Annotated in this window: 16 protein-coding genes; 1 reads left to right on the top strand and 15 read right to left on the bottom strand. The window is 54.6% G+C overall.

Features of this window, described 5'->3' with window-relative positions; translation table 11 throughout:
* Positions 1-8: 8 nt before the first annotated feature.
* Positions 9-1,070, bottom strand: a complete 1,062-nt coding sequence (locus tag NF212_RS03310) for a LacI family DNA-binding transcriptional regulator (RefSeq protein WP_434358799.1) — start codon at positions 1,068-1,070, stop codon at positions 9-11.
* 335 nt (positions 1,071-1,405) lie between these two features.
* On the opposite strand from NF212_RS03310, the gene NF212_RS03305 reads away from it, so the two are divergent.
* Positions 1,406-2,638 carry a YbiU family protein gene (locus NF212_RS03305; RefSeq protein ID WP_434358798.1) on the top strand — a complete coding sequence of 411 codons (1,233 nt, stop codon included), beginning with the start codon at positions 1,406-1,408 and terminating at the stop codon, positions 2,636-2,638.
* A gap of 190 nt (positions 2,639-2,828) precedes the next feature.
* Here NF212_RS03305 and NF212_RS03300 read toward each other — a convergent pair whose 3' ends face one another.
* The 14 genes from NF212_RS03300 to hypA form a co-directional block, all read right to left on the bottom strand.
* The gene (locus NF212_RS03300) at positions 2,829-5,720 is read right to left on the bottom strand and encodes an HD domain-containing phosphohydrolase (RefSeq protein WP_434358796.1); all 2,892 of its coding nucleotides are present in this window, start codon (positions 5,718-5,720) and stop codon (positions 2,829-2,831) included.
* Positions 5,721-5,897: 177 nt separating this feature from the next.
* Entirely contained in the window at positions 5,898-8,765 is a 2,868-nt protein-coding gene (locus NF212_RS03295; RefSeq protein WP_434358794.1) for an HD domain-containing phosphohydrolase, read from the bottom strand.
* A gap of 90 nt (positions 8,766-8,855) precedes the next feature.
* Complete coding sequence (locus NF212_RS03290) at positions 8,856-11,096, bottom strand: ATP-binding protein (protein WP_434358792.1); 2,241 nt, start codon at positions 11,094-11,096, stop codon at positions 8,856-8,858.
* On the bottom strand, positions 11,083-11,580 hold the full coding sequence (locus NF212_RS03285) for a hydrogenase maturation protease (RefSeq protein WP_434358790.1): 498 nt from the start codon (positions 11,578-11,580) through the stop codon (positions 11,083-11,085). The genes NF212_RS03290 and NF212_RS03285 overlap by 14 nt, the downstream gene beginning before the upstream one ends.
* Positions 11,581-11,588: 8 nt before the next feature.
* The gene (locus tag NF212_RS03280) at positions 11,589-13,109 is read right to left on the bottom strand and encodes a nickel-dependent hydrogenase large subunit (protein WP_434358788.1); all 1,521 of its coding nucleotides are present in this window, start codon (positions 13,107-13,109) and stop codon (positions 11,589-11,591) included.
* The gene (locus tag NF212_RS03275) at positions 13,109-14,062 is read right to left on the bottom strand and encodes an NADH:ubiquinone oxidoreductase (RefSeq protein ID WP_434358786.1); all 954 of its coding nucleotides are present in this window, start codon (positions 14,060-14,062) and stop codon (positions 13,109-13,111) included. Before NF212_RS03275 ends, NF212_RS03280 begins: the two co-directional genes overlap by 1 nt.
* Positions 14,063-14,092: 30 nt before the next feature.
* Positions 14,093-16,471, bottom strand: coding sequence for a carbamoyltransferase HypF (gene hypF / locus NF212_RS03270; RefSeq protein WP_434358784.1), 2,379 nt, complete (start codon positions 16,469-16,471; stop codon positions 14,093-14,095).
* 36 nt (positions 16,472-16,507) lie between these two features.
* A complete protein-coding gene (locus tag NF212_RS03265; RefSeq protein ID WP_434358782.1) occupies positions 16,508-17,110 on the bottom strand; it encodes a HupE/UreJ family protein in 603 nt (200 codons plus the stop codon).
* A gap of 105 nt (positions 17,111-17,215) precedes the next feature.
* The gene (gene hypE / locus NF212_RS03260) at positions 17,216-18,277 is read right to left on the bottom strand and encodes a hydrogenase expression/formation protein HypE (protein WP_434358780.1); all 1,062 of its coding nucleotides are present in this window, start codon (positions 18,275-18,277) and stop codon (positions 17,216-17,218) included.
* Positions 18,274-19,530 (bottom strand): hydrogenase formation protein HypD, encoded by a 1,257-nt coding sequence (gene hypD, locus NF212_RS03255; RefSeq protein WP_434358778.1) that lies wholly within the window; start codon positions 19,528-19,530, stop codon positions 18,274-18,276. The genes hypE and hypD overlap by 4 nt, the downstream gene beginning before the upstream one ends.
* Positions 19,527-19,829, bottom strand: a complete 303-nt coding sequence (locus NF212_RS03250) for a HypC/HybG/HupF family hydrogenase formation chaperone (RefSeq protein ID WP_434358776.1) — start codon at positions 19,827-19,829, stop codon at positions 19,527-19,529. The genes hypD and NF212_RS03250 overlap by 4 nt, the downstream gene beginning before the upstream one ends.
* 18 nt (positions 19,830-19,847) lie before the next feature.
* Positions 19,848-21,338, bottom strand: a complete 1,491-nt coding sequence (locus tag NF212_RS03245) for a sigma-54-dependent transcriptional regulator (RefSeq protein WP_434358774.1) — start codon at positions 21,336-21,338, stop codon at positions 19,848-19,850.
* On the bottom strand, positions 21,338-22,279 hold the full coding sequence (gene hypB, locus NF212_RS03240; protein ID WP_434358772.1) for a hydrogenase nickel incorporation protein HypB: 942 nt from the start codon (positions 22,277-22,279) through the stop codon (positions 21,338-21,340). Before hypB ends, NF212_RS03245 begins: the two co-directional genes overlap by 1 nt.
* Positions 22,279-22,620, bottom strand: coding sequence for a hydrogenase maturation nickel metallochaperone HypA (hypA, locus tag NF212_RS03235; RefSeq protein ID WP_434358770.1), 342 nt, complete (start codon positions 22,618-22,620; stop codon positions 22,279-22,281). Before hypA ends, hypB begins: the two co-directional genes overlap by 1 nt.
* Positions 22,621-22,724: the final 104 nt, after the last annotated feature.

The following is a 22,724-nucleotide window of genomic DNA, read 5'->3' as shown; positions in this document are numbered from 1 at the left end:
TCCGTTACTCAAGCTTGCTGACTGGCCTCATCCATCTTTCCAGTCCCGGCCTGTGCCGGGGGTTGGCTTGATGCCCGTTGAACCAATTCCACATCCACCAAAATCTTTTTCGGTGTCTGATCATTGGCCAGGAGGCGTTGCAACAAGTAACACGCTTCACGACCGATATCTGACCCCTTCACCCGAATGGTACTCAGGGATGGTGACATCAGCCGGGAATCTTCCAAATCATCGAACCCGATAACTGCGATATCCTTTCCGGGTTCCTTTCCTAATTCATAAAGGGCGGTGTAAGCGCCATAAGCCACAACGTCCGTAAAGCAGACTATCCCGGTGATATCCGGGGCAACTTCCAACAAGGTTTTGGTCGCTCTGCGCCCGCCGTCACGTGTACTGGGGCTGCTTTGTATACGGCTCTCGGGCACATCTAGGCCAAACTCGTTCATGGCGTCCATGAATCCCCGGCGCCGTTGGAGGCAGTCTGAAAATCCGTCCAGCCCGCCGGCAAAACCAATTTTGCGGTGGCCTAATTCAATGAGGGAGCGGGTTGCAAGATAGGAGCCCAATCGGTTGTCTGCCATGACAACCGGGGAAATGGCATTTTCCACCTCACGCATAATAGAAATAATAGGCAAACCACTGTGAACCAGGTCGTCGACCCATTTCTTCTTAGTGCCAGGGGCCGGGGTAATAATCACCGCTGCAATGTTGTATTCACGCAGGGAATCAACCATCTTGCTTTGGCGTTCCAGCGATTCGTTGATATCCATAATTATTGGCATCAGGCCAAGCTCATCCAGGTAAGGCTCCAACCCACTGATTACCTGATTGAAATAAGGACTGGTCAGGTTATTGGAAAGGACAGCAACCATATTGGAACGGCCCCCCCTTAACCCAGCGGCTCCCCGGTTGTAGACATATCCCAGATCAGCAATTGCCTTGTTAACCCTTTGAATTTTCTCCTGACTGACAGAGCTGCTGCCCCCCAGCACAAGAGAAACGGTAGATTTTGATACCCCCGCTTTCTTGGCTACGTCAATCATGGTTACTTTTTTATTTTTAGTTTTCAAAAGGCTACCCAACCTATTATTAATATTTCTAACAACAACGACGGAATTCAATTCTCATTCAAAAGACAATGTCTCTCTCAAATCCTTTGGAACATTCCATTTTCGATGTTAAATAAATGTAGCTTATTTATGATTGATCAGTAAAACATTGCAAGAGCTTTTCTTTAAGCAACTGGTTTCAAAAATTGTTTTTAAAGAATTTTAATTTTTTAAAAGTTTGAACACGCCGGCTTATTTGTGTTTGGAACGTGACAATTTGATTTCCAGTCTTTGATTTTCTGAAACTGAAAATAGACTTAAAGAAGCGATACCAAAACCATAAAGGAGTAAGGGTTATGGCACTGTCTACCAATGATATTCCCGGTCAGATCCGTGAAGTAAAAAAACGACTGAGACAGCAAGTCGGTGACTATGCCGGTGTTTTTCAGGCCGTTAGCAAGGCAATGGAATCAGAGGTTGAGCGGATAAAAAGACTCGACGAAACCGGTTCAGCTATTCCAGAGTTTGATTTTGCGGACATTGGCGAAGAAGGATTCAATGACGAGCAACGTCGCCAGATCGAGGTAGCCGGAAGTGCCGTGATCCATAACACTCTTCCCCGCGATGAAACCGACAGCAATAACGAACTGCTGGCACGTTATATTGTCGACAATGGGTACTACACCCAGATTCCTGAAGCCACTGACAATTATTTCAGCCAGCTTCAATCCGATAAGCCCCAAATTTTCGGCATCTATTGGTCAAAGGCACAAATTTGGGCAAGGCAACACCCTAATATGGCCGAGCTTCGGAAGCACCTTAACCGGGTTTGGACATGGCAGGATGGAGACAAGGTCCACTTTAATCCTGATCTCAACCTCGCCTATGCTGACCGGATACGCCGTCGCGAGCCGGGTGATGCCTCACTGGGGCTCAGCCCCCACGTAGACTCCGGTTCAATAGAGCGCTGGCTAGAACCCAACTACAACCATGTCTACCACAAACTGTTCAGCCCAAACTGGCAGGACTACGATGCATTTGACGGGGCCTCACGCACTGCAGTGGAAGAATTCCCGTCACCGGCCGTCTGCAGTATGTTCCGGACATACCAAGGCTGGGTTGCCATGACTCCCCAGGGGCCGGGAGACGGCACGCTGCAAATGGTGCCTTCCTATCTGGCGGTTCCATATATGCTCCTGCGGGCTATCCAGGATGACGTACCGGAAGATGACCTTTGTGGTGCTGCTCCGGGAAGGGCGTTAACTGTCTCACCAGAGTGGCACCCTTTACTGCTGGAAGGCCTGGTATCGATACCCCATATGGAAGCAGGCGATACTGTATGGTGGCACCCAGACACTATCCATGCAGTTGAAGATATCCACGAAGGGACGGGATACAGCAATGTTATTTATGTGGGCGCAGTTCCTGACTGTGATAAAAACAGAAGCTTCTTGCCAAAACAAAAGGATGCATTCCTTAAAGGTGCAAGTTGCCCGGATTTTGCGGCAGAAAACTATGAGCTGAAATATACCAACAGGGCGACAGTAGACGATTTAACGGAGTTGGGTAAAAAGCAGATGGGCTTTTAATTTTAAATAAACCCAGTTTCATATTTATGGCGTGTTCTAGTGAACTATTCCATTAATACTCCGGCAAATCACAAGAAGTTATTTCGGAAACAACATAATTTCTAACCCAATCAATTCAAGGTGGTTTGGGTATAGAAAACAAGGGGCAGTTTCTGCCCCTTACAATATTTACCTTAATTAAACCAAACCTTTAACTTAGCACCAGCTCCTGCTCTTCCTCCACCAGCCCGGCGAACACCAACAGCCTGTGTTCGTCCACTTCGTCATGCTGACTTTCCGGCAGAAACGCTTCCGCATAGCTGAGATATATCTTGTCACGCAGGAACAGCCTGAACAGCTGAGAGTCCACATGCTGGTCTTTAACCATAAACGCCAGGATTTTCAGGGCTTCACTCAGAGTTTTAGCCTTTTTATACGGCCGGTCACTGGCAGTCAGGGCTTCAAAAATGTCAGCGATCGCCATCATCCTTGCATCCAGGGCAAGCTCACCCTTCTGAAGCCCAAGCGGATAACCGGTTCCGTCCATCTTCTCATGATGCCCTCCGGCAATTTCCGGCACCCTTTTCATGTGCTTAGGATATGGAAGCTTACGCAGCATCATAATGGTCTGGACGATATGGTCGTTGATTGCAAAACGCTCCTCGTCATTCAGGGTGCCCCTGCGGACTGAAAGGTTGTAGAGCTCACCGCGGTGGAACTTGTTATCCGGTGCCTGCATAGTGAATTTCCAGTTGGGGTCGTCTTTTGGCGAAGGCCCTTCCCACTCGATTTCATGCTCTTCCCTGTCGGCCAGCAATGGCTCTCGGCAAGGCAATATCGCCTGTTCCCGCCGGGCCCTGCGGTTTGCCTCCACCCAGGAAAGACCCAGCGTATCATCGAGGGTACGTTTCCAGGTTTTCTCACTGATTGCTTTCAACCGGGCAATTCTGTCGTCACTCATAAACTCACCGCCAATGTTGCACTCCGCAACAAAGGCAAAATCAGCGTCAATTTCTGCAAGCAACCTGTCGCGCTCTTCCCTGAGCAGCGCTTCATCACCACCGTCGGCTATTCCACGCCAGTAAGCAATTTCCGCTTCGTTTTTCAGCACCTCAAAACGCATTCTGACCTCATGGATACGGTCATAAATGGTTTCCAGTTTGGTTGCTTTGTCTACCACATACTCTGGGGTTGTCACCTTGCCACAGTCGTGCAACCACGCAGCTATATGCAGGGCTTCCCGGTCTTTTTCATCCATGGAAAAATCAGGGAAGTACTGGGTATCCCTGGCCGCAGCCTCAGCAATCATAAACGTCAGCTCAGGAACCCTTTGGCAATGACCACCGGTATAAGGGGACTTGGTATCGATAGCCGATGCAATCAACTCAACAAACGACTTGAACAGTGCCTTTTGCTGGGTTACCCGGTCCAGGTTTTCTTTGGTCAGGGCGGCAAAGTTAAGGAATTCACCAATCAGCGTCAGTTGATCCAACTGCTCTTTTTGCGGGCTTTCTGAAAAGCCCAGCAAAATCATACCCACCAGCTCTTTGTCACGGTTGGTCAGCGGGAACAGGAATGCCTCTTCAACATGCTCTGCACTGTCACCAAACAGGTGGGTGATATCTGCCGGAGTCAGGAAGATGTTATCCCGTTCTTTCAATACCCCGTCCAGCCCAGGGTTCTTCGCCAGCAGATTGTCGATATTGACTGTCATCTCCCGCTCAGTACGCGAGGTTTCTATCCGGAATTTACGTCGGTTGTCACTGTCAGCTGTCCACATCATCACCGTATCGGCACCGGACACCATCTGGCTGTAGTCCACCACCTGCTCAAGCAAGGTGTTGAAATCCTGGCTGTTTGCCACCTGGTGCAACATCCTCAGGAAATCTTTCAGGGTTGCAGACAGCAGTTCAACTGAACGGGCAAGGTTATCAACCTCAACAATGCGGGAACGGGGGAAAGACTCCTGGGCAAAGTCAAATTCGCGCAGCTTCTCGGTCTCCTTGCTCAGACCACTGAGTGGCTGGGAAATTGCCCTGGCTGCAGCCCAAACCATAAGGGAACTGGCAAGAATACCGGCGACCGTTATCAAGATTTGCTTGTTCCGGGAAGATATCGCACTGGAAAGCAGGTCACTGTACGGCACAGCTTCTGCCAGCCAGAGTTGGCGGCCTCCCCCCAGAAGGATAGGCACCAGATCAATTTGCCAGGTTTCACCGTCAATAACCTGTTGCCAGCTTCCCTGGGCAAGTTCGTTCCTTTTTGCAACACTCTGGAGCGGGGAGCCGGCGAGATCAGACACATTCAGCACCGTACTGTCAGAGCTATCCAACAAGCCGCTATGCGCAAGTATCTGCCTGTTGCCATCAAGGAGCGCAAGTTGCGCGCCATGCCCTGATGAAAGCTTACTGAGCTGGTGGGACAGTGACTTCAGCGTGAAGTCCGCAGCCAGGACGCCATCCCCATCCGTCGATTTACGGGAAAGTGTCACACCCAGCCGCTTGATAAAATAGTACATGTAAGGCTCGGTGATGTTGACTGAGCCATCACCCGGTGCCCCCTGAAACCACGGACGGGTAGTTGGTTTGTAATCCACGTCTGACTGTTTCATCGCTACTAGGAGAGACAGGCTTTTATCATAGAACTGCCGGTCCCGGGTACCGTCACTGTGGTTTATATCCACCATCAGGCTGGCTTTTTCAGGTGCGTCAAACACCTCTTTCATGAATGGCTGGACGGTTGAGCGAATAAAGAAAGAGCTCTCGTCATACCGGCCGTAGTAAATAGATACCACCTCAGGGTTACGTGCCATTATTGCCTGAATAGCGGCCAGCCATTGCGCCTTTTCCTTTTCACTGTCGGAATGAATAAAGGGAGCAAGGGCAAGGGTATCAAGGGAAGTAAGAACCGGGAGAGTGAGTTTTTCGAAGGTAATTTTGAGCTGGTCAGCGTTTTTGTGTGTCAGCTCAGAGGCGAGCTCTTTTTGGAGTACTTTGGCATTTTGGTAACTGAACAGCGTAAGGGTAATCCCCAGCAAAGTTATCAAAGCAATAAATATTGTCGCAATATGCACCTGTAGTGTGCGTTTCCTTTTGCGGAACATGGCTGATCATCCTTTAACCAACACCAGCTTGTAAGAATAATCAGACATTCTCAAAAATAAGATGAACATTTTAGAAAATTGGACGCATATCACTCAATTTCATGTTTGCGGCAGGTTTATTTAATCTTATCAGCTTCGTCCCACAGAGCTGCACCGTAAACTCACAAGGTACCAGCTCTACGAGTGATCCATTTCATGGTGATTCAACTTGGAAAGCAGCTCGTTGACATTGACATGATCTATCTGATCCTCAGGTAAAAATCGCTGGGCATACGTCAGGTAAATACTGTCGCGCAGGAATATCCTCAGCAGGTCTGCGTCGATATGGTTGTCCCGGGCCATAAAGACCATAATCTTGAGTGCCTCACTCAGGGTTTTGGCTCTTTTGTATGGGCGATCGCTCGCCGTCAGCGCTTCAAAGATATCTGCTATTGCCATCGCCCGTGCATCAACGGAGAGATCGTTTTTGGACAGACCGAGCGGGTAACCGGTACCGTCCATCTTTTCATGATGGCCGCCAGCAATCTCTGGCACCCGTTGCAGGGCTTTCGGATAAGGGAGTTTCCGCAGCATCAGAATAGTCTGGACGATATGGTTGTTGATAACAAAACGCTCTTCGTCAGACAGCGTGCCGCTCCGGATTTTAAGGTTGTGGAGTTCACCCCGGTTAAACCGGTGGCTCGGTACTTCCATGGTGAATTCCCATTCCGGAGGCAGGCGGCCACCCCACTCAATTTTGTGTTCTTCCCTGTCACTGAGCAGCGGCTCCTGACAGGGAAGTGTCGCCTTCCCTCTTTTTTCGCGACGCTCCTGTTCTTCCCAGGATAGCCCCTGTGCATCATCAATTGTCCGGGTCCAGGTACGCCGGGCTATTTTCTCAAGCCTTGCCATATCCTCATCGTCCATATACTCACTGCCAACGTTGCACTTGGCGACAAAGGCAAACTCATCATCCAGCTGTTGCCATGCCCGATCCCTTTCCTGTTCAAGCTGCAGCCTGTCACCACCTTTGGCGATCCCTTGCCAGAAATGGATTTCCACCTCATTTTTCATCACCTCAAACCGCATACGCACATCATGTATGCGGTCATGGATGGTCTGGAGTTTGGTTGCCTTGTCGACGACATATTCCGGGGTAGTGACCTTACCGCAGTCATGGAGCCAGGCAGCAACATGCAACGCTTCCCTGTCTTCAGCGGTTAAGCGGAACCCTGGGAAAAACTGCTGATCCCTGTGGGCGGCTTCCGCCAGCATAAAAGTCAGTTCAGGAACCCGCTGGCAGTGACCACCGGTGTATGGTGACTTGGTATCAATGGCGGATGCAATCAACTCAATGAAAGAGTTAAACAGCCTTTTCTGCTGGACGATCCGGTCAAGGTTTTCTTTTGTCAGTTCGGCAAAACTCAAAAACTCACTGATGAGCTTGAGTTTATCAACCTGCATTTTCTGCAGCTTTTCCAAAAAGCCCAACAGCACCACCCCTACCAGTTCGCCATCGCGGTTTACCAGCGCAAACAGCCAGCCGCTGTGCAGGGCTCTTTCCGATGAGGGGTCAAGCAGGTTCAGTTCAGGCTCACTGAGGCAAAGGTACCGGCGGCTGACCAGACGTTCAGCCATATCGGACCGTTCAAGCAACAGCTTCTCAATATCGAACTGGCGATCAATATCGCCGTCTTTGGCTGACTGGACAAAAACACTGCGGTCCTGGCTGTCTGATGTCCACAGCACCACTTGGTCTGCCAGGGTTTCTTTACGGCAATGTGAGACTACCCGCGCCAGCAAGGTGTTGAAATCTGAACTGACCGTCACCTCACGCAAAATGGCGAGAAAATCCCGCAGCGTCAGGGCCAATTGCTCGACCGAACGGCCGAGAAGATCAACTTCCCGGATTCGTGAACGCGGACAGCTTGGATCAGAAAAATCGAACTCCCTGAGACGCTTGGCTGTTTCACTCAGTACCCGAAGCGGGCGGGAAATTGCACGGGCCGCCCAGAGTACCAAAATGGTGCTCATGATAACGGCACCTATGGTAATCAATGTCTGTTTATCCCGTGCCTTGATGGCACTGGCAAGAAGCTCCCGCTCAGGGATAGCTTCTGCAAGCCACAAAAACCGCTCCTCACCGAGTTGTACCGGCACCAGGTTAACCTGCCAGTTCTCGCCATCTACCTCCTGGAGCCACTTGCTGAGTGACAACGCACGGGACTCCAGGGATGCCAGGGGGGAGCCAATTAGGTCGCCGGCCACAACATTGGACGTTGGCGGCGTATCAACAAAACCACTGTGGGCAATAAGCCGTTTATCACTGTCAAACAGGCCGAGGTGGGATTCATTGCTGGGCCGGATACTGGCAAGCAGGTCAGAAAGGGACTTAAGGGTAAAGTCCGCGGCCAGTACGCCTTTCCCATCCAGGGTGCGCCTGGACAGCGTAATACCCAACCGCTTGATGAAATAGTACATATAGGGCTCAGTGATATTCACTGCCCCATTTTCAGGCGCGACCTGGTACCACGGGCGGGTGGTCGGCTTGTAATCTACATCTGATTCAACCAGTTCTGTCAGCAGGCTCAGTTCACTATCAAAAAAACGGCGGATCCGCTTTCCGTCCGGGCTGTTCACATCCATCATCAGCACCGCTTCCTGCGGGGCACCGAACTGGCGCTTCATAAAGGCTTTTACGGTGGAACGGACAAAATAGGAGCTCTCGTCATCCTGCCCGTAATAAATGGAAACCACTTCAGGGTTGCGGTCCATTACCGCCTGGATGGCTGACAGCCATGCCTTGCGCTTGCCACTTTCGTTATCGGCAATAAAGGGAGCCAGAGCCAGGGTGTCCAAAGTGGTCAATACCGGAAGGGTCAGTTTTTCAAATGTGGTACGCAGTTGGTGGGCGTTTTTTTCTGTCAGTTCAGTAGCCAGGTGTTCCTGCAATATCCTGGCATTTTGGTAACTGAATATGGTGAGTACCAGACCAAGTATCGCTACAAGGGCAATAAATACCGTCGCTATATGGATTTGCAGCGGATACTTTTTTCTCTGAGCCATGCGTCTCACCCATCCGGTTCAATACTTAATAAGAATAGTCATTTATTGACCGCATGAATCAATAATAAGGCACGGATATTTAGGTATTTCTTACATTCTCATATCATCTTTGTGATGTTGAACATGTCGGATATTCATGTAGTTACGCACTTCTGAGACACTTTCAGCCAGTGCGTACCGTACTTTTTCCATACATTCTGCAAGGTTAGGACTGCCATCACCGGCTGCGGATTCTGCTTCTTTGCAGTACAGGTGCAACCTTTCTGCCCCGACGGAACCGGCTACCCCCTTTAACTCATGGAGTGCATGGCGAAGTTCCTGGCTTTCCTGGCTGCGGGTCTCCTGTAGCAGGGCTGAGCGCTCATCGAACTGTTCAAGAAATTTTGTCAGCAACCGCCGGTAAACCCTGTGGTTGTGGTTAAGAAGAGCCAGCGCCGCTTTTGGATTGAATACCTGGAGGGATTTCTTCCCCTCCTGTTCCCGTAAAGCAACGTTGGCATCGCGTTCACCATTCTCCGGCGGCGCCACCTCACGGTTGGCTTCCCGGCCAACCCAGTGGGCAATACGCTGGATAAGGCGCTGCATATCAAGGGGTTTTGACAGGTAGTCATTCATCCCCGCATCCATACATGCTGCCTGGGTACGATGGGAAGCACTGGCTGAGAGTGCGATAATCGGAACCGTCCTGCCTGTGGGGTGTGCCCGGATCCTCCGGGCAGCTTCAAGGCCGTCCATCCCGGCCATTCGGATATCCATCAGAATTACTGAATAGGATGTTGAAGCCACCTTACCCATGGCCTCTTCTCCGCCAGCCGCAGTTTCCGTCACCACTCCGAGCCCACCCAGAAGCTCGCAAACCATATCCCGGTTTATGGCGTTGTCATCCACCACAAGAACCCGACAACCGGACAGTGCCGTTTGCTGGACAAGCCCGGCAGATGTAGTGACATCCGGCACCTGCTCCGGATCGCCGTGTTGCAGGTGAACCCGGAACCGGCAGCTTGTACCCTTGCCAAACTCACTCTGGATATCAATATCCCCACCCATCATGTCCACCAGCTTGCGGGTTATCGCCAGCCCAAGGCCAGTACCGCCATAGCGCCGGGTGGTGGACTGCTCAGCCTGGTGGTAAATATCGAAAAGCCGGGCCAGTTGCTTTGCCGTCATACCGATACCGGTATCCCGCACGGTAAAGGCCAGCATTATTTCTTGCCCGTCTGTATTGCTGTCCAGCGAAACCCGGACAGCAACTTCCCCCCTTTCGGTAAACTTCACTGCATTCCCGGCGAGGTTCACCAATATCTGCTGGAGGCGCAGCGGATCACCTTTGAGACTGAAAGGCACTCCATCATCAATGTGTACCTGAAAGTCGATAGGCTTTTGCGCCATATCCAGGGCAAGCACATGCCGGACATTATCCAGTACCTGTGCCAAACTGAAATTAACCAATTCCAGATCCAGCTTCCCAGCTTCGATTTTCGACAGATCAAGCACATCGTTGATCAGGTGAGCCAGCGAATGGGACGCTACATCCACTTTGTAAAGGTAATCTCTCTGCTTCCCTTCCAGCCCCTGGTTAAGGCAGAGCTTGGTATACCCGATTATGGCATTGAGCGGAGTACGGATTTCATGGCTCATGTTTGCCAGGAAATCCCCTTTGGCCTGATTGGCAGCATCGGCCTCTGCCTTGGCTTTCTGCAGCTCCACCTCACTCTGGCGCAAAGCAAGTTCCCGTTGCCTGAGTTCAGAAATATCCGTCGCCGTCAGCAACACCCCCTGAAGTTTCCCCTGGTGGCTGTAAAAACGTTCCCCTTTCACCAGGTAGACGGTCTCGGTCACCGTTCCGTCGTTGCGTAACAGCTGCATCTCTCTCTCAAGGTGACCCAGACGGTTAATCGCCAGTACCACCACAGATGGCTTCCCTTGGTTGGAAGGGGATTTGAGTGCCATTAATACCTCTGCTGGGAACAGGGTGTCGATATGAAGCGACAGCAGGGTGTCTTCTGCCCAGCCAAGGTGCTCGGCAAACACCCGGTTGGTCTGGGTTACCTTGCCATTCAGGTCTGCCACCACCAGGATACTGTCCATGGTGTCATTGATACTGCGAATGTAGGCATTCAGCTCAAGCAGCTGTTTGTTCTTAATCTTGAGGGCATTACGCTGGGATTCTATTTCCAGCAACATCTCATCCATGGCATGGGTGACAGCCAGGAGTTGCTGCTCCTTCGCCTCCCCGGCGGCATGGAGCGCATCAATCTCTTCCCGCAACAGCCGGGTTTCCTGTTCGGCCGGGTTACTATCCGGTTGTTTCCGGGAGTCAGGTTTCTTCACAGCACCTCCCGTTGCCCACGCAGGTAAAAGCCGCATGGGATTGATAATTACCCGCCAGTTCGGTCACCGAGGCAGTAACACTATCCAGGGATGCCGTGACAGCGTCAGACAATACCGGGTTGAACCCGCCAACCTTTTCGATCTGGATACCGAGTACCGCTATCTCCGGTACCGGTGACACCACCGAGGTAACGGCTTGCAAAAGATACCCAACACCCCCTCCGTGGATACCACTCAACCCGGAAAAGGAAGTGTCGGCCTCAATAAACCCCCACTGCCCCGGCTCCAGGCCAATGTCCATGGCATCAATCAACAGTACATGGCTGCAGTTTTCAAACAGTGGCATGGCGTTTAACCCCATTACCCCGGCATCAAATACCCGGGCACCATCCGGCAAGGCTGTTGCCTGTAACCGGGCGGCCACGGCAGGCCCAACGCCATCATCGCCGTGAAGGGAATTGCCAAAACAGAGGATATGCAGCATACGTCCCCCTAAACCCCGTACCGGATGCGCTTGCCGGTCGGGAGCATATGGACGGTACACACCAGGCAAGGGTCGTGGGAGCGGATGACATGTCCCACCATCAACGGGTTTTCCAGGTCATCCACTTCAAGGCCGAGCACGCTTTGCTCCCAGTGCCCGTGGTTGCCATTGCTGTCTTTCGGTGAGGCGTTCCAGGCAGTCGGCGTAATGATCTGGTAACGCTCCACCACACCGTCTTTAATGCTGACCCAGTGCCCGAGCCCGCCCCGGGCAGCCTGTACCAGCCCGGCTCCCTGCCCGTCGCACTCCTGGCCCGGTGTCGGCGGGTTGAAAAAAGGTGCATCCACATCGGCGGCCAACTCCGAAACAATCCGGCGCATGTACCACAAACTGTGCCCGATACGGCGCAGCCGGGAAAACTGGCGAAGCCAGGTCGAACCGCCTTCTTTTTGGTGGATATTCGTCACCAGTTCATCCCCGCCAATCAATAACTCTGCCAGCGGGCCGGTCTGCATTACCCTGTCTCCGTAGCGCGGGGCTTTTGCCCAGGTATAGCGGTCACTTTCAGGCTGGTAGTCCGGTACTGTCTCCCCCTTTGAAGGATGCCTTCCGCTCTCATAAGGCCGGAACCAGGAATGGCGGACATGTTCGTTGATCAGCGCTTCATCCAACGGTTCGATTGCACCGGAATCGGCGTTGAAAACCCCGGCCTGCATTGCGTGTTTTCCTGCCAGTTCCGGGTCATGTACCGCCCCGTAGCTAATCATGTGCCCGGTGCCGAAGCCGGTCCGGTGCAAGCCAAGACTGCGCGAGAACCGGGTAAACAGCCCAAGGGCACTTTGCCCGCGCAGCGGGTTCTCTTCCAACTGCCCCATCAGGGTGTCAAAACGGCTTTCTGCCAGCCAGGTTTCCAGATCCACACCAATAACGGCGTGTTCATACCACCGTTGGAGCCGGGAAATGATATCCAGCGCATCGATGAGTTTGCGCTGGCTGGGCTTACCAACTACTCCGCCGGGGAGCATGTAGGAAGAATGGGGCCACTGGCCGCCAAACAGCGCCACAATCCCCACCGCATCGCGGGACTGCTCCAAGGCCCCGAGATGGTGACGCCCCTTGAACGGCTCAAATGCTGCCATGATGTCTTGATAGAGTGGGTGTGGCTGGTAGGCTGAATGGCAAAAATCAACCAGGAACATCAGGAAAGACTGGCGGATATCATTCTGGATACTCTCTGCGAGCAGGCACAGGTTGCGGATCCGGGTAGCATTGGGCGGCACCTCAACCTGCCAGATTTGTTCCAATGCCAGCGTTGCGGCATAGAGGTGTGCGGTACCGCAAATCCCGCATACCCGCGGTGTAATCACCGCCGCATCCCTGGGGGTGCGGCCTATCATGATCTGCTCAAAGCCGCGGTACATGACTCCGATGCAGCGCGCATCGACGACCTTGCCATTTTCTACATCAAGCTCAAATTCCAGGTCCCCTTCCACCCGGTTAAGGTCGATATTCAGCGTCTTCCTTGCCATTAAGGCTCCATCTTCCGTTTTTTCACCCGCTCCGGCGCAGCGGCCTTGGCAAGGTTCTTATATGCCATGTAGTTGGCCCGCTCGACCCCGACAGGTAATTTCACCGGGATCGGCCCGAGTTTTTCGGTCTGGAACAGCCCCTCATCTTCGGGAAAGCCGGGAGAGGTACAGCCAAAGCAAGGTACCCCGGCGCGGGTTTTACTGCTCCGCCCGTTCCAGAGCTCTGTATTACAGGTAGCCTGGGTGAACGGCCCTTTACAGCCGAGGTTGAAGAACATGCAGCCATTGGTGCCGAACTCCGACTCCTCGACGTCATATTCATGGTATTCATTGCGGGTACATCCCTGGTGAACCAAGGTACTGAAAAATTCCTTTGGCCGGTTGAGGTGGTCAAGCTGGAGGATAATGCCGCCGGCAATCATCGCCAGGGTCTTGGTCATGGTGTTGGGATGGGCAGGGCACCCTGCAATATTGATAACTGGGTAACCGGCCCCGCTTCGCCATTCCACAGGCAGCAGCCCACCGGGTATTTCCTTGTCCATCTGGAGACCAATGCAGTCAGAAGGGTTTGGCGGTGCAGCGTGCACGCCGCCAAATGCGGCGCAGGTTCCCATGGCAACAACGTAGCGTGCTTTCTCTGCCAGTGACAGCAACCACTCTTTTTTGGCACGGCGGCGCAGTTGGTCAAACATCCCGGTGCCATCCGGTGCTGTGATTATGCTGCCTTCGACACAAAGAATATCCAGGTGCTGGCGACCGTCGATAATCTCTTCGAGCAGTTCATCATACGGCCGGGAGTTTTCAACAGACAGGGAGGGTTGCCAGAGCATCTCGATACCATAGGTATCCAACAGATCCGGCAGGGAAGGCCGGTCAGCACTCAACAGAGCCATGGTGTCACCGCCGCAGCTTCCGGTTTGGAACCACAACATGGTGGTTTTCTGTTTATCCATCCCTCTCCCCTTTACTGGCAGCCAACCGGACTACTTTTCCGCGCAGGCCATGGCGACAACCGCCTGCCCCAGTGCCAGCCCCCCATCGTTGGCAGGAACCTGCCGGTGGACCAGCACTTCAATGCCTTTCCCTGTCAGGAGGTTAACCGTCATCTCAAGTAACAGTCTGTTCTGGAACACCCCGCCGCTCAACACCACTTTGGCCTGTTTGGGGCCTTGCGCACGCAGCACGTCAATCATGTCGGCAACGCCATATGCCAGGCCAGCATGGAAACGGTACGCCATCGCTGCCGTCTGTTCACCCTGCCGGATATCTTCAAGCAGCGCCTGCCACATCGGTGTCGGGTCAAGTTCAGCACATTCGCCCGGCTTTACCCCAAACCTGTAGCCTCCGCGTACATTGCCCGCCCTGGATGCCTGAGCTTCCAGCAATATAGCAGCCTCGCCTTCGTAACTCAGCGTATCCGGGGCAATTCCCACAGCCGCCGCCACCGCATCAAACAACCTGCCGACAGAACTCGACACCGGGCTGTTAATCCCTTTTGCAATCATCTGCCCCAGCGCAGCAACCGGCTTGTTCTCCAGCGCATCGAGATAAATGGCACCACCGCTTAAGCCGGTAGATTCCAGTGCTGCAACCAGGTTGCGCCACGGCTGCCTTACCGCCATCACCCCGCCCGGCAGGGACGCGGTTTTCAGGTGCCCGATACGACTGGCGCTGCGGTAATCCGCAAGCAGGAATTCCCCACCCCAGATTGTCCCGTCATCACCGTAACCCAGCCCGTCAAACACCACACCAAGAACCGGCGGATGACCGGCTTCCAGCCCATTGTCCGCCATACAGGCTGCAACGTGGGCGTGATGGTGCTGCACTTCAATAAGCCTAGCCTCAAACTGGTTAGAGGGCTTTGGGTCACCCATGATCTTTTTGCTTTTTAAACGGTTGGAACCGGGGGAAATCGCCTCCCTGGCCAACTTGGAGGCCAGGTATTCTGGATGGCTGTCGACAGCAACGACTTCAGGCGCAAAGCGGTAAAGGGACTGGTAGTGGGAAAGGGATTCCTCAAAGTCGTCCCACACCCGTACGCTTTCCAGATCACCGATATACTGACTGACCACCGCCCCCTGCCCGGTGGTCAGGCAAAAGGCATTTTTCACCTCACCGCCAAGCGCGAGAGTGGCAGGCGCAGCTTCAAACCCCTTGGGGAGCCGGACAGGAAGCGGCGCATACCCCCGCCCCCGCCGTAACAATTGCGGGCCAATCGCTGTCTGCCGGATAACTGAATCATCCACCCGGGTGACAATTTCCCGGTTGTGGAGCAGCCAGGCATCGGCGATACCGGCAAGGTCTGCCAGCGCCTCCTTGTTCCCGGTGCATTGCGGGTTGCCACTGAGATTGGCGGAGGTCATGACCAGGGGAACATCCGCATCGCGGCAAAGCAGCAGGTGAAGCGGGGAGGTTGGCAGCATCATGCCAAGCTCACCGAGTCCCGGAGCCAGCCCTTCCACCAGAGGGAAGAGCTTTTTCACCGGCATCAGGACAATGGGTGAGGCACTGCCCGCCAGCAGTTTTTCACTTTCCGGGGAAACCTCGCAAAAGGCCGCCGCTGTCTCGATGCTTTTCACCATCACGGCAAATGGCTTGGCCGGGCGCTGCTTGCGCTCACGTAACCATGCTACCGATTCCGGATTGGTGGCATCACAGGCAAGGTGAAAACCACCCAGCCCACGGACAGCAACAATTTTTCCCTCAGCGATCAGGCGGGCAGCCGCCTCAATAGCATCCTGAGCCCCCACAGTATCCGGATCGATACTTTGCCCACCGGCATCCGAGAGCCACACTTTGGGGCCACACTCCGGGCAGGCAACCGGCTGGGCATGGAAACGGCGGTCTGCCGGGTTGTCATATTCATCCTTGCAGGGTTTGCAGAAACGAAATGGCGCCATACTGGTACCCGGACGGTCATAGGGCATGGTTTTGATGATCGAAAGCCGGGGGCCACAATGGGTACAGTTGGTAAACGGGTAGCGGTAGCGTCGGCTGGCAGGGTTCAGTGTTTCCTCAATGCATGCCGGGCAGACTGCCGCATCAGCCGGTACCCCGGCGCTTATATGCCCGCCGCTTTCACTGGCTGCAATGGTAAAACCCTCAACCGGGCAGGGCCGGTTGAGGGCGGTACGCTCAATGCTTTCTATGGTTGCCAGCGGCGGGCACTGGTGCTCCAGCTCCCGGATAAAACACTCCACGGCGTCGGGCAACCCCCAGAGGTCTATCAGTACCCCTTCCCCGTCATTGAGAACCTGTCCTGACAGGTGGAGTGAATTGGCAATGCGCCAGACAGTCGGCCGGAAGCCGACCCCTTGCACGACGCCGGTTACCCTGAACCGCTCACCCTGCGCTACTGGCATCCCGGTTATCCGAACTAAGAACACTCAGCGGTGCAATCAGGCAAAGGCCAGCCAGGTACCGCCAGCTGCAATTGCCACTCCGGCCAAGCGGCCGGTAACCGGGCTCTCCAGCAGCTTATGGGCAGCAAGTACAAGCCCGGCGCCCAGTGCATGCAACATTGCAGTTGCCAGCATAAAGCCGACGGCATAACTGGTGGCATTGGCAGCCAGTGGCATTTCAGCCCCGTGCGCCATCCCGTGGAATACCGCAAACAATCCGGCAGTTGCCGCACACAGCCCCACAGGCAGGCGCTTAGCCCCGGCGACCAGAAGGCCGAACAATACAACCGACAGGGCAATGCCACCTTCAACGCCCGGTACCATCACCCCGGACATTGCCAGCATACCGCCAACAGCCATCGCCAGCACAAAGGCACCCGGTACAATCCACAATGAATGCCTGTTCCCGCCCCTGCTCATTTGTGCAGCCCAAATACCCACGGCGAGCATCGCCAGTGCATGATCCGCCCCAAACACGGGATGTGTGAAACCGGCAGCAAACCCACTGACAGAACCCGCACCGGTATGCGCCAGTGCCACACCGGGTACAGTCAGCAACATTGCAGATACTGACACCATTCCTTGTCGATTCATTTTCATCTTTCTTACTCCTTGTCCCGGATGTTGTCCGGCTTGAACTTGTACCAATCGAACTGCGCCAATTGGTATTGAAATCTTTCCGCCCTGTCGGCTGACAAAAACGGGTTAACAAATACGTGGCAACTGATCCCCGACCAGCATGTCGATCATCCGTTCGCTGCCAAACAGGGTTTTCATCGTCACACCGGGGCGTGCGTCAGCGGCTTCTACCCGGCCAATGACACAGGCCTGTTCAGCACCGGGCAACCTCCGCAGTGCCGCTACCGCCAGTTCTGCACACTCCGCTGGGATAACCGCGACAAATTTCCCCTCATTGGCGAGATAAAGCGGGTCCAGCCCGAGAAGTTCACACATGCCGCGAACTTCCGGCCTGACAGGCATTGCTTCCTGGTTGAGAACAATCTTGACGCCGCTGCTCTGAGCAAACTCGTTAAGCACTGTCGCTACCCCGCCCCTTGTTGCGTCACGCAGGCAGTGGATCTCCGGGCTGTTCCTGCGAAGGGCGTTGACCTCGTCAGTCAGTGCCCGGCAATCTGATTCCAGTACCACATCCAGGGCAAGATCCCCCCGGGCTGCGAGGATGGCTGCACCGTGATCGCCTATCAGGCCGTTGACGATAACCACGTCACCCGGTTTGGCTGCATCCGCCCGGATATCCAGCCCCGCCGGGATAACCCCGACCCCGCTGGTATTGATAAAAATTTTGTCTGCCGCCCCTTTGTGCACCACCTTGGTATCGCCGGAGACAATGGCTACACCCGCGTCATCTGCGGCTTTTCGCATACTGGCAAGGATGCGACGGAGGGTGGAAATAGGCAGCCCCTCTTCCAAAATGAGGCCGCAGGTAAGGTATAGGGGTGTCGCGCCCCCCATCACCAGGTCATTGACTGTACCGTTCACCGCGAGGGTTCCGATATCACCGCCGGGAAACTCAATCGGGTCGACGACAAAGGAATCCGTTGTCATCGCCAGCCGATCTCCCAGCTCAGCCAGACCAGAAAGCGCAACCCGTGCCTGGTCTTCCAGCGGGTCGAGAATGGGGTTGCTGAACGCTGCGGTAATTTCCTGCTCCACCAACTCCCGCATGGCTTTGCCACCACTGCCGTGCGCAAGGGTAATCAGCGGTTCTTCGGGCTGGCCGGTCCTGGCGGCATGCTTTTGGATCATGACTGTCCCTCCGCCCTTTTGCCGCCTTCCGGGGCATCAGCAGGGTGAGTTTCTCTTTCTGTCTGCGTCTCTCCATTCGCCTGAACATCGACGACAGCAATACGCCCCTTCCCTTTTTCCGGCACGCGAAATCCATTGTTGTGGTAGGCGGCGCAGGCCCCTTCGGATGACACCATCAGTGCCCCAAGCGGGGTCTGCGGGTTGCAGGCTTTACCATAAAGGCTGCATTGCCAGGGCTTAATCAGCCCTTTGATCACCTCGCCACACTGGCAGGCAACCGGGTCATCAGTAATGTGGCGGACAAGGGCGAATTTTCGCTCGGCATCCCACGGCGCATAGCCATCACGCATACGCACCCCGGCATCACCGATTTCACCAAATCCACGCAATTCAGTGACTGGGAAGGTCTCGTAGACTTCGGCCATTGCGGCAAGGCCCGGGTCATTACCTGTACTGGAAACCACCCGGCGGTACTGGTTTTCCACCTCGCAACGGCCTTCCGCTATCTGGGTGACCACCATCAACAGGGAATGGAGCACATCAAGGGGCTCGAAGCCGGTGATCACAATAGGCTTGCTGTAATCACGGGCAATGAACTGGAACGGTTCCATGCCAATCACCATGCTGACATGGCCGGGGGCAAGGAAGCCATCAAGATCAAGCCCTGGCTCATTCAGCACCGCTTCGATAGTCGGTGCTGTGGTGATGTGGTTACAGAACAGGGAAAAATTGGTGACTCCTTCTCTGGCGGCCTGCTGGACAGTCATCGCCGTGCTTGGCATGGTGGTTTCAAACCCAAGCGCAAAGAACACCACTTCCCTATCCGGGTTGGATTTCGCCAGTGTCAGGGCATCAAGGGGGGAATACACCATCCGGATATCGCAGCCTGACGCCTTGGCATCAAGCAGGCTCCCTTGTGAGCCCGGCACCCGCATCGCATCACCGAAGGTGGTGAAAATCACCTCCGGGCGGCGGGCAATAGCAATGCAGTCATCCACCCGCCCCATCGGCAGTACACAGACCGGGCAGCCCGGGCCATGCACCATTTCAATGCCGTCCGGAAGCAGGCTCTCAATCCCGTATTTGAACAGGGTGTGGGTATGGCCGCCACAAAACTCCATCAGCTGGAGTGGGCGCATTTTCCCGCCGCCGGCCGGTTTTCTTTGCTGCTCGATTTTTTTGACCTGGGCTTCGATAGCCTCCACCACAGCGCGCGCCTTCTCCGGATCGCGGAACTCATCGACGTATTTCATCTCAGCTCCCTCCCTGTGCTGTCAGCCACACTGGCTTCCAACGCATGCATCTCTTCCTGCAATTCGCCAAGCTCAGCCAGCAGCGCCAGGGTTTTCATGGCCTCTTCTTCATCGATACGGCTCATGGCAAACCCCACGTGCACCAGCACCCAGTCACCAACACACTCCTGTACGGGGTGCGCCTTGTCGACGACGCAGGCAATATTGACAGTGCGCTTCACGCCAGTGATATCGACGGTTGCCATGCAGTTGTCGTCATCCGTTATTGCCACAATTTGTCCGGGGATACCCAGGCACATAGGTACTCCTCCCTGAGATTAATTTGATTGGTTTAACGTACCCGGCTCCAGGCCATAGCGTTCCAGCTTGGCTCGCAGCCCGACACGTGACAGCCCCAGTTCCAGCGCCGCCTGGCTCTTGTTCCAGCGGTGACGGATAAGGGTCTCCTTGAGAATGCGTGCTTCGAGCATTTCCACCCGGTTTTTCAGGTTGCCTTCCACATCTGAGAGCAGTTCATCTTCCAGCTCACTGTCACCGCCCCCCTTTAATACCCGGGAGGAAAGCAGGTTGGCACCCAGCTCATTCCCGGTAGACATCACAAGCATGCGGCGCACTTCGTTTTCCAGTTCACGGACGTTGCCCGGCCAGTGGTATTCACACATGCAGGCCAGCGCCTCTTCACTGAACCCGCTGACTTGCTTGCCGTAAGCTTCCATCACTGAATGGAGGATTGCCCGGGCAATCACCGGGATATCCATCGCCCTGTCCCTTAAAGCCGGGAGATGGACCGGCATGGCTGAGAGGCGGTAAAAAAGGTCCTCCCGGAAACGCCCCTTGCGCACTTCGTCTTCCAGGTTGCGGTTGGTGGCAGAAATCACCCTAACCGACACCTTGCGGCTGCGGTTGCTGCCCAGAGGCCGGATTTCCCCTTCCTGTAAAAAACGCAGCAGCTTGACCTGGAACTCCAGCGAGGTGTCGCCGATTTCATCCAGGAAAACTGTCCCGCCGTCTGCCTGCTCAAGAAGGCCGACCCGTTCGGTGTTGGCACCGGTAAAGGCACCGCGTGCATGGCCGAACAGTTCACTTTCCAAAAGCTGGACCGGCATGGCACCGCAGTTTTCCAGTACAAAGGGCTTGTCTGCCCGGTGGCTGCTGTAGTGCAGCGCCCGGGTGATAAGTTCTTTTCCCGTTCCCGATTCCCCGGTTACCAGCACCGGAATGTCATAGGGGGCAATCTGGCGAACTTGCTCGCAGATCCCAACCATTGGGCTGTCCTGGGCGCAGACAATGTTGTCGAATCTGTGCCTGTCCTTGAGCTGTTCACGTTTGCGGCGTAATTGGTTATCCATCGCCGGCACCGTGCGGCGAAGCTCCATACTGAGCTGGGCATTCTCCCGCTGGAGTGCCTGGAGGCGTGCCGCATTTCTGAGTGTCAGCAGCAAGTGTTCCGGTTGCCAGGGCTTGGGAATGAACTGGTAGATCCCGGCATCGTTGATCCCTTTGATCAGATCCGCCGGATCGGTATAAGCGGAGATCATCAGCCGTACCACATCCGGCCATTGGTGGCGCACCCGTGCAAGGAACTCGCATCCTGACATATCCGGCATACGCTGGTCGGAAAGCACCACCTGCACCGGCATTTCTGACAGCACTTTTTCCGCGTCTGCCACATTGTCTGCCGTCAGCACGGTAAACTCTTCTTCCAGCGTCCTGCGCAGGGTCTGGAGCGAAAGGCGCTCGTCATCCACCACCAGTACCAAAGGCAACAGGGTACTTTCGTGCTCAGGTGTCTCCTGGTTTCCGTGCATCAGCCGGCCGCCTCAAGCTGGATAGCAATGGCATCCAGCTGTGTCTGCAGTTTGTCCCGCCGCGCTTCCAGCAAAGCCCTGCGGTTATCTGAAAGCCAGGCAAACCATTCATCCATCCCCTCCCCGGACGTCGCTGACACTTCCAGGATCTCCGCATTGGGGTTAACTGCCTTGAGGTAGTCCCGGCACCGGCCGAGGTCGAAACTGAGATGGGGCAGCAGGTCAATCTTGTTAAGCAGCACCAAATCTGCCGCTGCAAACATATCCGGGTATTTTATCGGCTTGTCTTCACCTTCGGTGACCGACAGGATCGCCACTTTGTGTGCTTCACCCAGATCGAAGGCTGCCGGGCAAACGAGGTTGCCTACGTTTTCAATAAACAGGATCCCGTAATCCGGCAGCGCCAGTGAATCCAGGGCATGGCCTACCATATGGGCATCAAGGTGACAGCCTTTGCCGGTATTTACCTGTACCGCTTTGACACCGGTAGCCCGGATACGCTCAGCATCGTTGGCGGTTTGCTGGTCCCCTTCAATGACGGCAACCGGCATGGTTTCTTTGAGGTAGGTAAGGGTTTCGGTCAGCAGGGTGGTTTTGCCGGAACCGGGACTGGAAACCAGGTTCAGCACCAGTTGTGCTGACTGTGAAAAGCGGGCCCGGTTGGCCGCAGCATATCGGTCATTTTTACCGAGAATATCCTGCTCTATCTGTACCATGCGCGCCTGGCTGAGCCCCGGTGCATGCGCACCCGCCGCCCCCTTGCCATAGTGGTGGGTACCCTCTGTTTCAACGGTATCTTCACCGGCGTGGTGATGATGGTGATGTCCCTGCTCATTGGGGTCATGATCACTGTGATCATGGCCATGGTGGCCGTTCATTTCATGGCCGTGGTGGCCTTCAATCTTTACCTGTCCTTCACCGCAACCACATACTGTACACATCACTCAACCTCCACTTCCTTGATTCGCATTTCGTCGCCGGCTGTCAACATCAGCCCCGCTCCGCCGCATTCCGGGCAGGTGTCATAACGCGCAGTCATGGCAACTGTCTTTTCACACTGCAAACACCATCCCTGTCCGGGGAGCTCATCAATTTCAAGTGCCGCACCGGCGGCCAGGGTGCCGTTGGTCACTACGTCGAAACAGAAACGCATGGCGTCTGTTTCCACACCTGCCAGCATCCCGATTTCCAGCCAGACAGTTTTCACCCGGTTGAATTGCTGCGCCCTCGCTTCCTGCTCCAGTGTCTGAACGATGCTTTCGCACAGCGACATCTCATGCATGCGTCTGTAATTCCTTGTCTTGTCCCTGATTGAGAATGTATTTCCTATGGCTGACAGTCTGTTACAGCAAGGAGTGAGCCAATCTTCCTTTAATTGCCTAAACC

This window comes from Parasalinivibrio latis, from assembly GCF_036825535.1.
Taxonomy (GTDB): domain Bacteria; phylum Pseudomonadota; class Gammaproteobacteria; order Enterobacterales; family Vibrionaceae; genus Parasalinivibrio; species Parasalinivibrio latis.
Note: the sequence above shows the minus strand (reverse complement) of the source record. Positions and strands in the feature narration are given on the sequence as shown.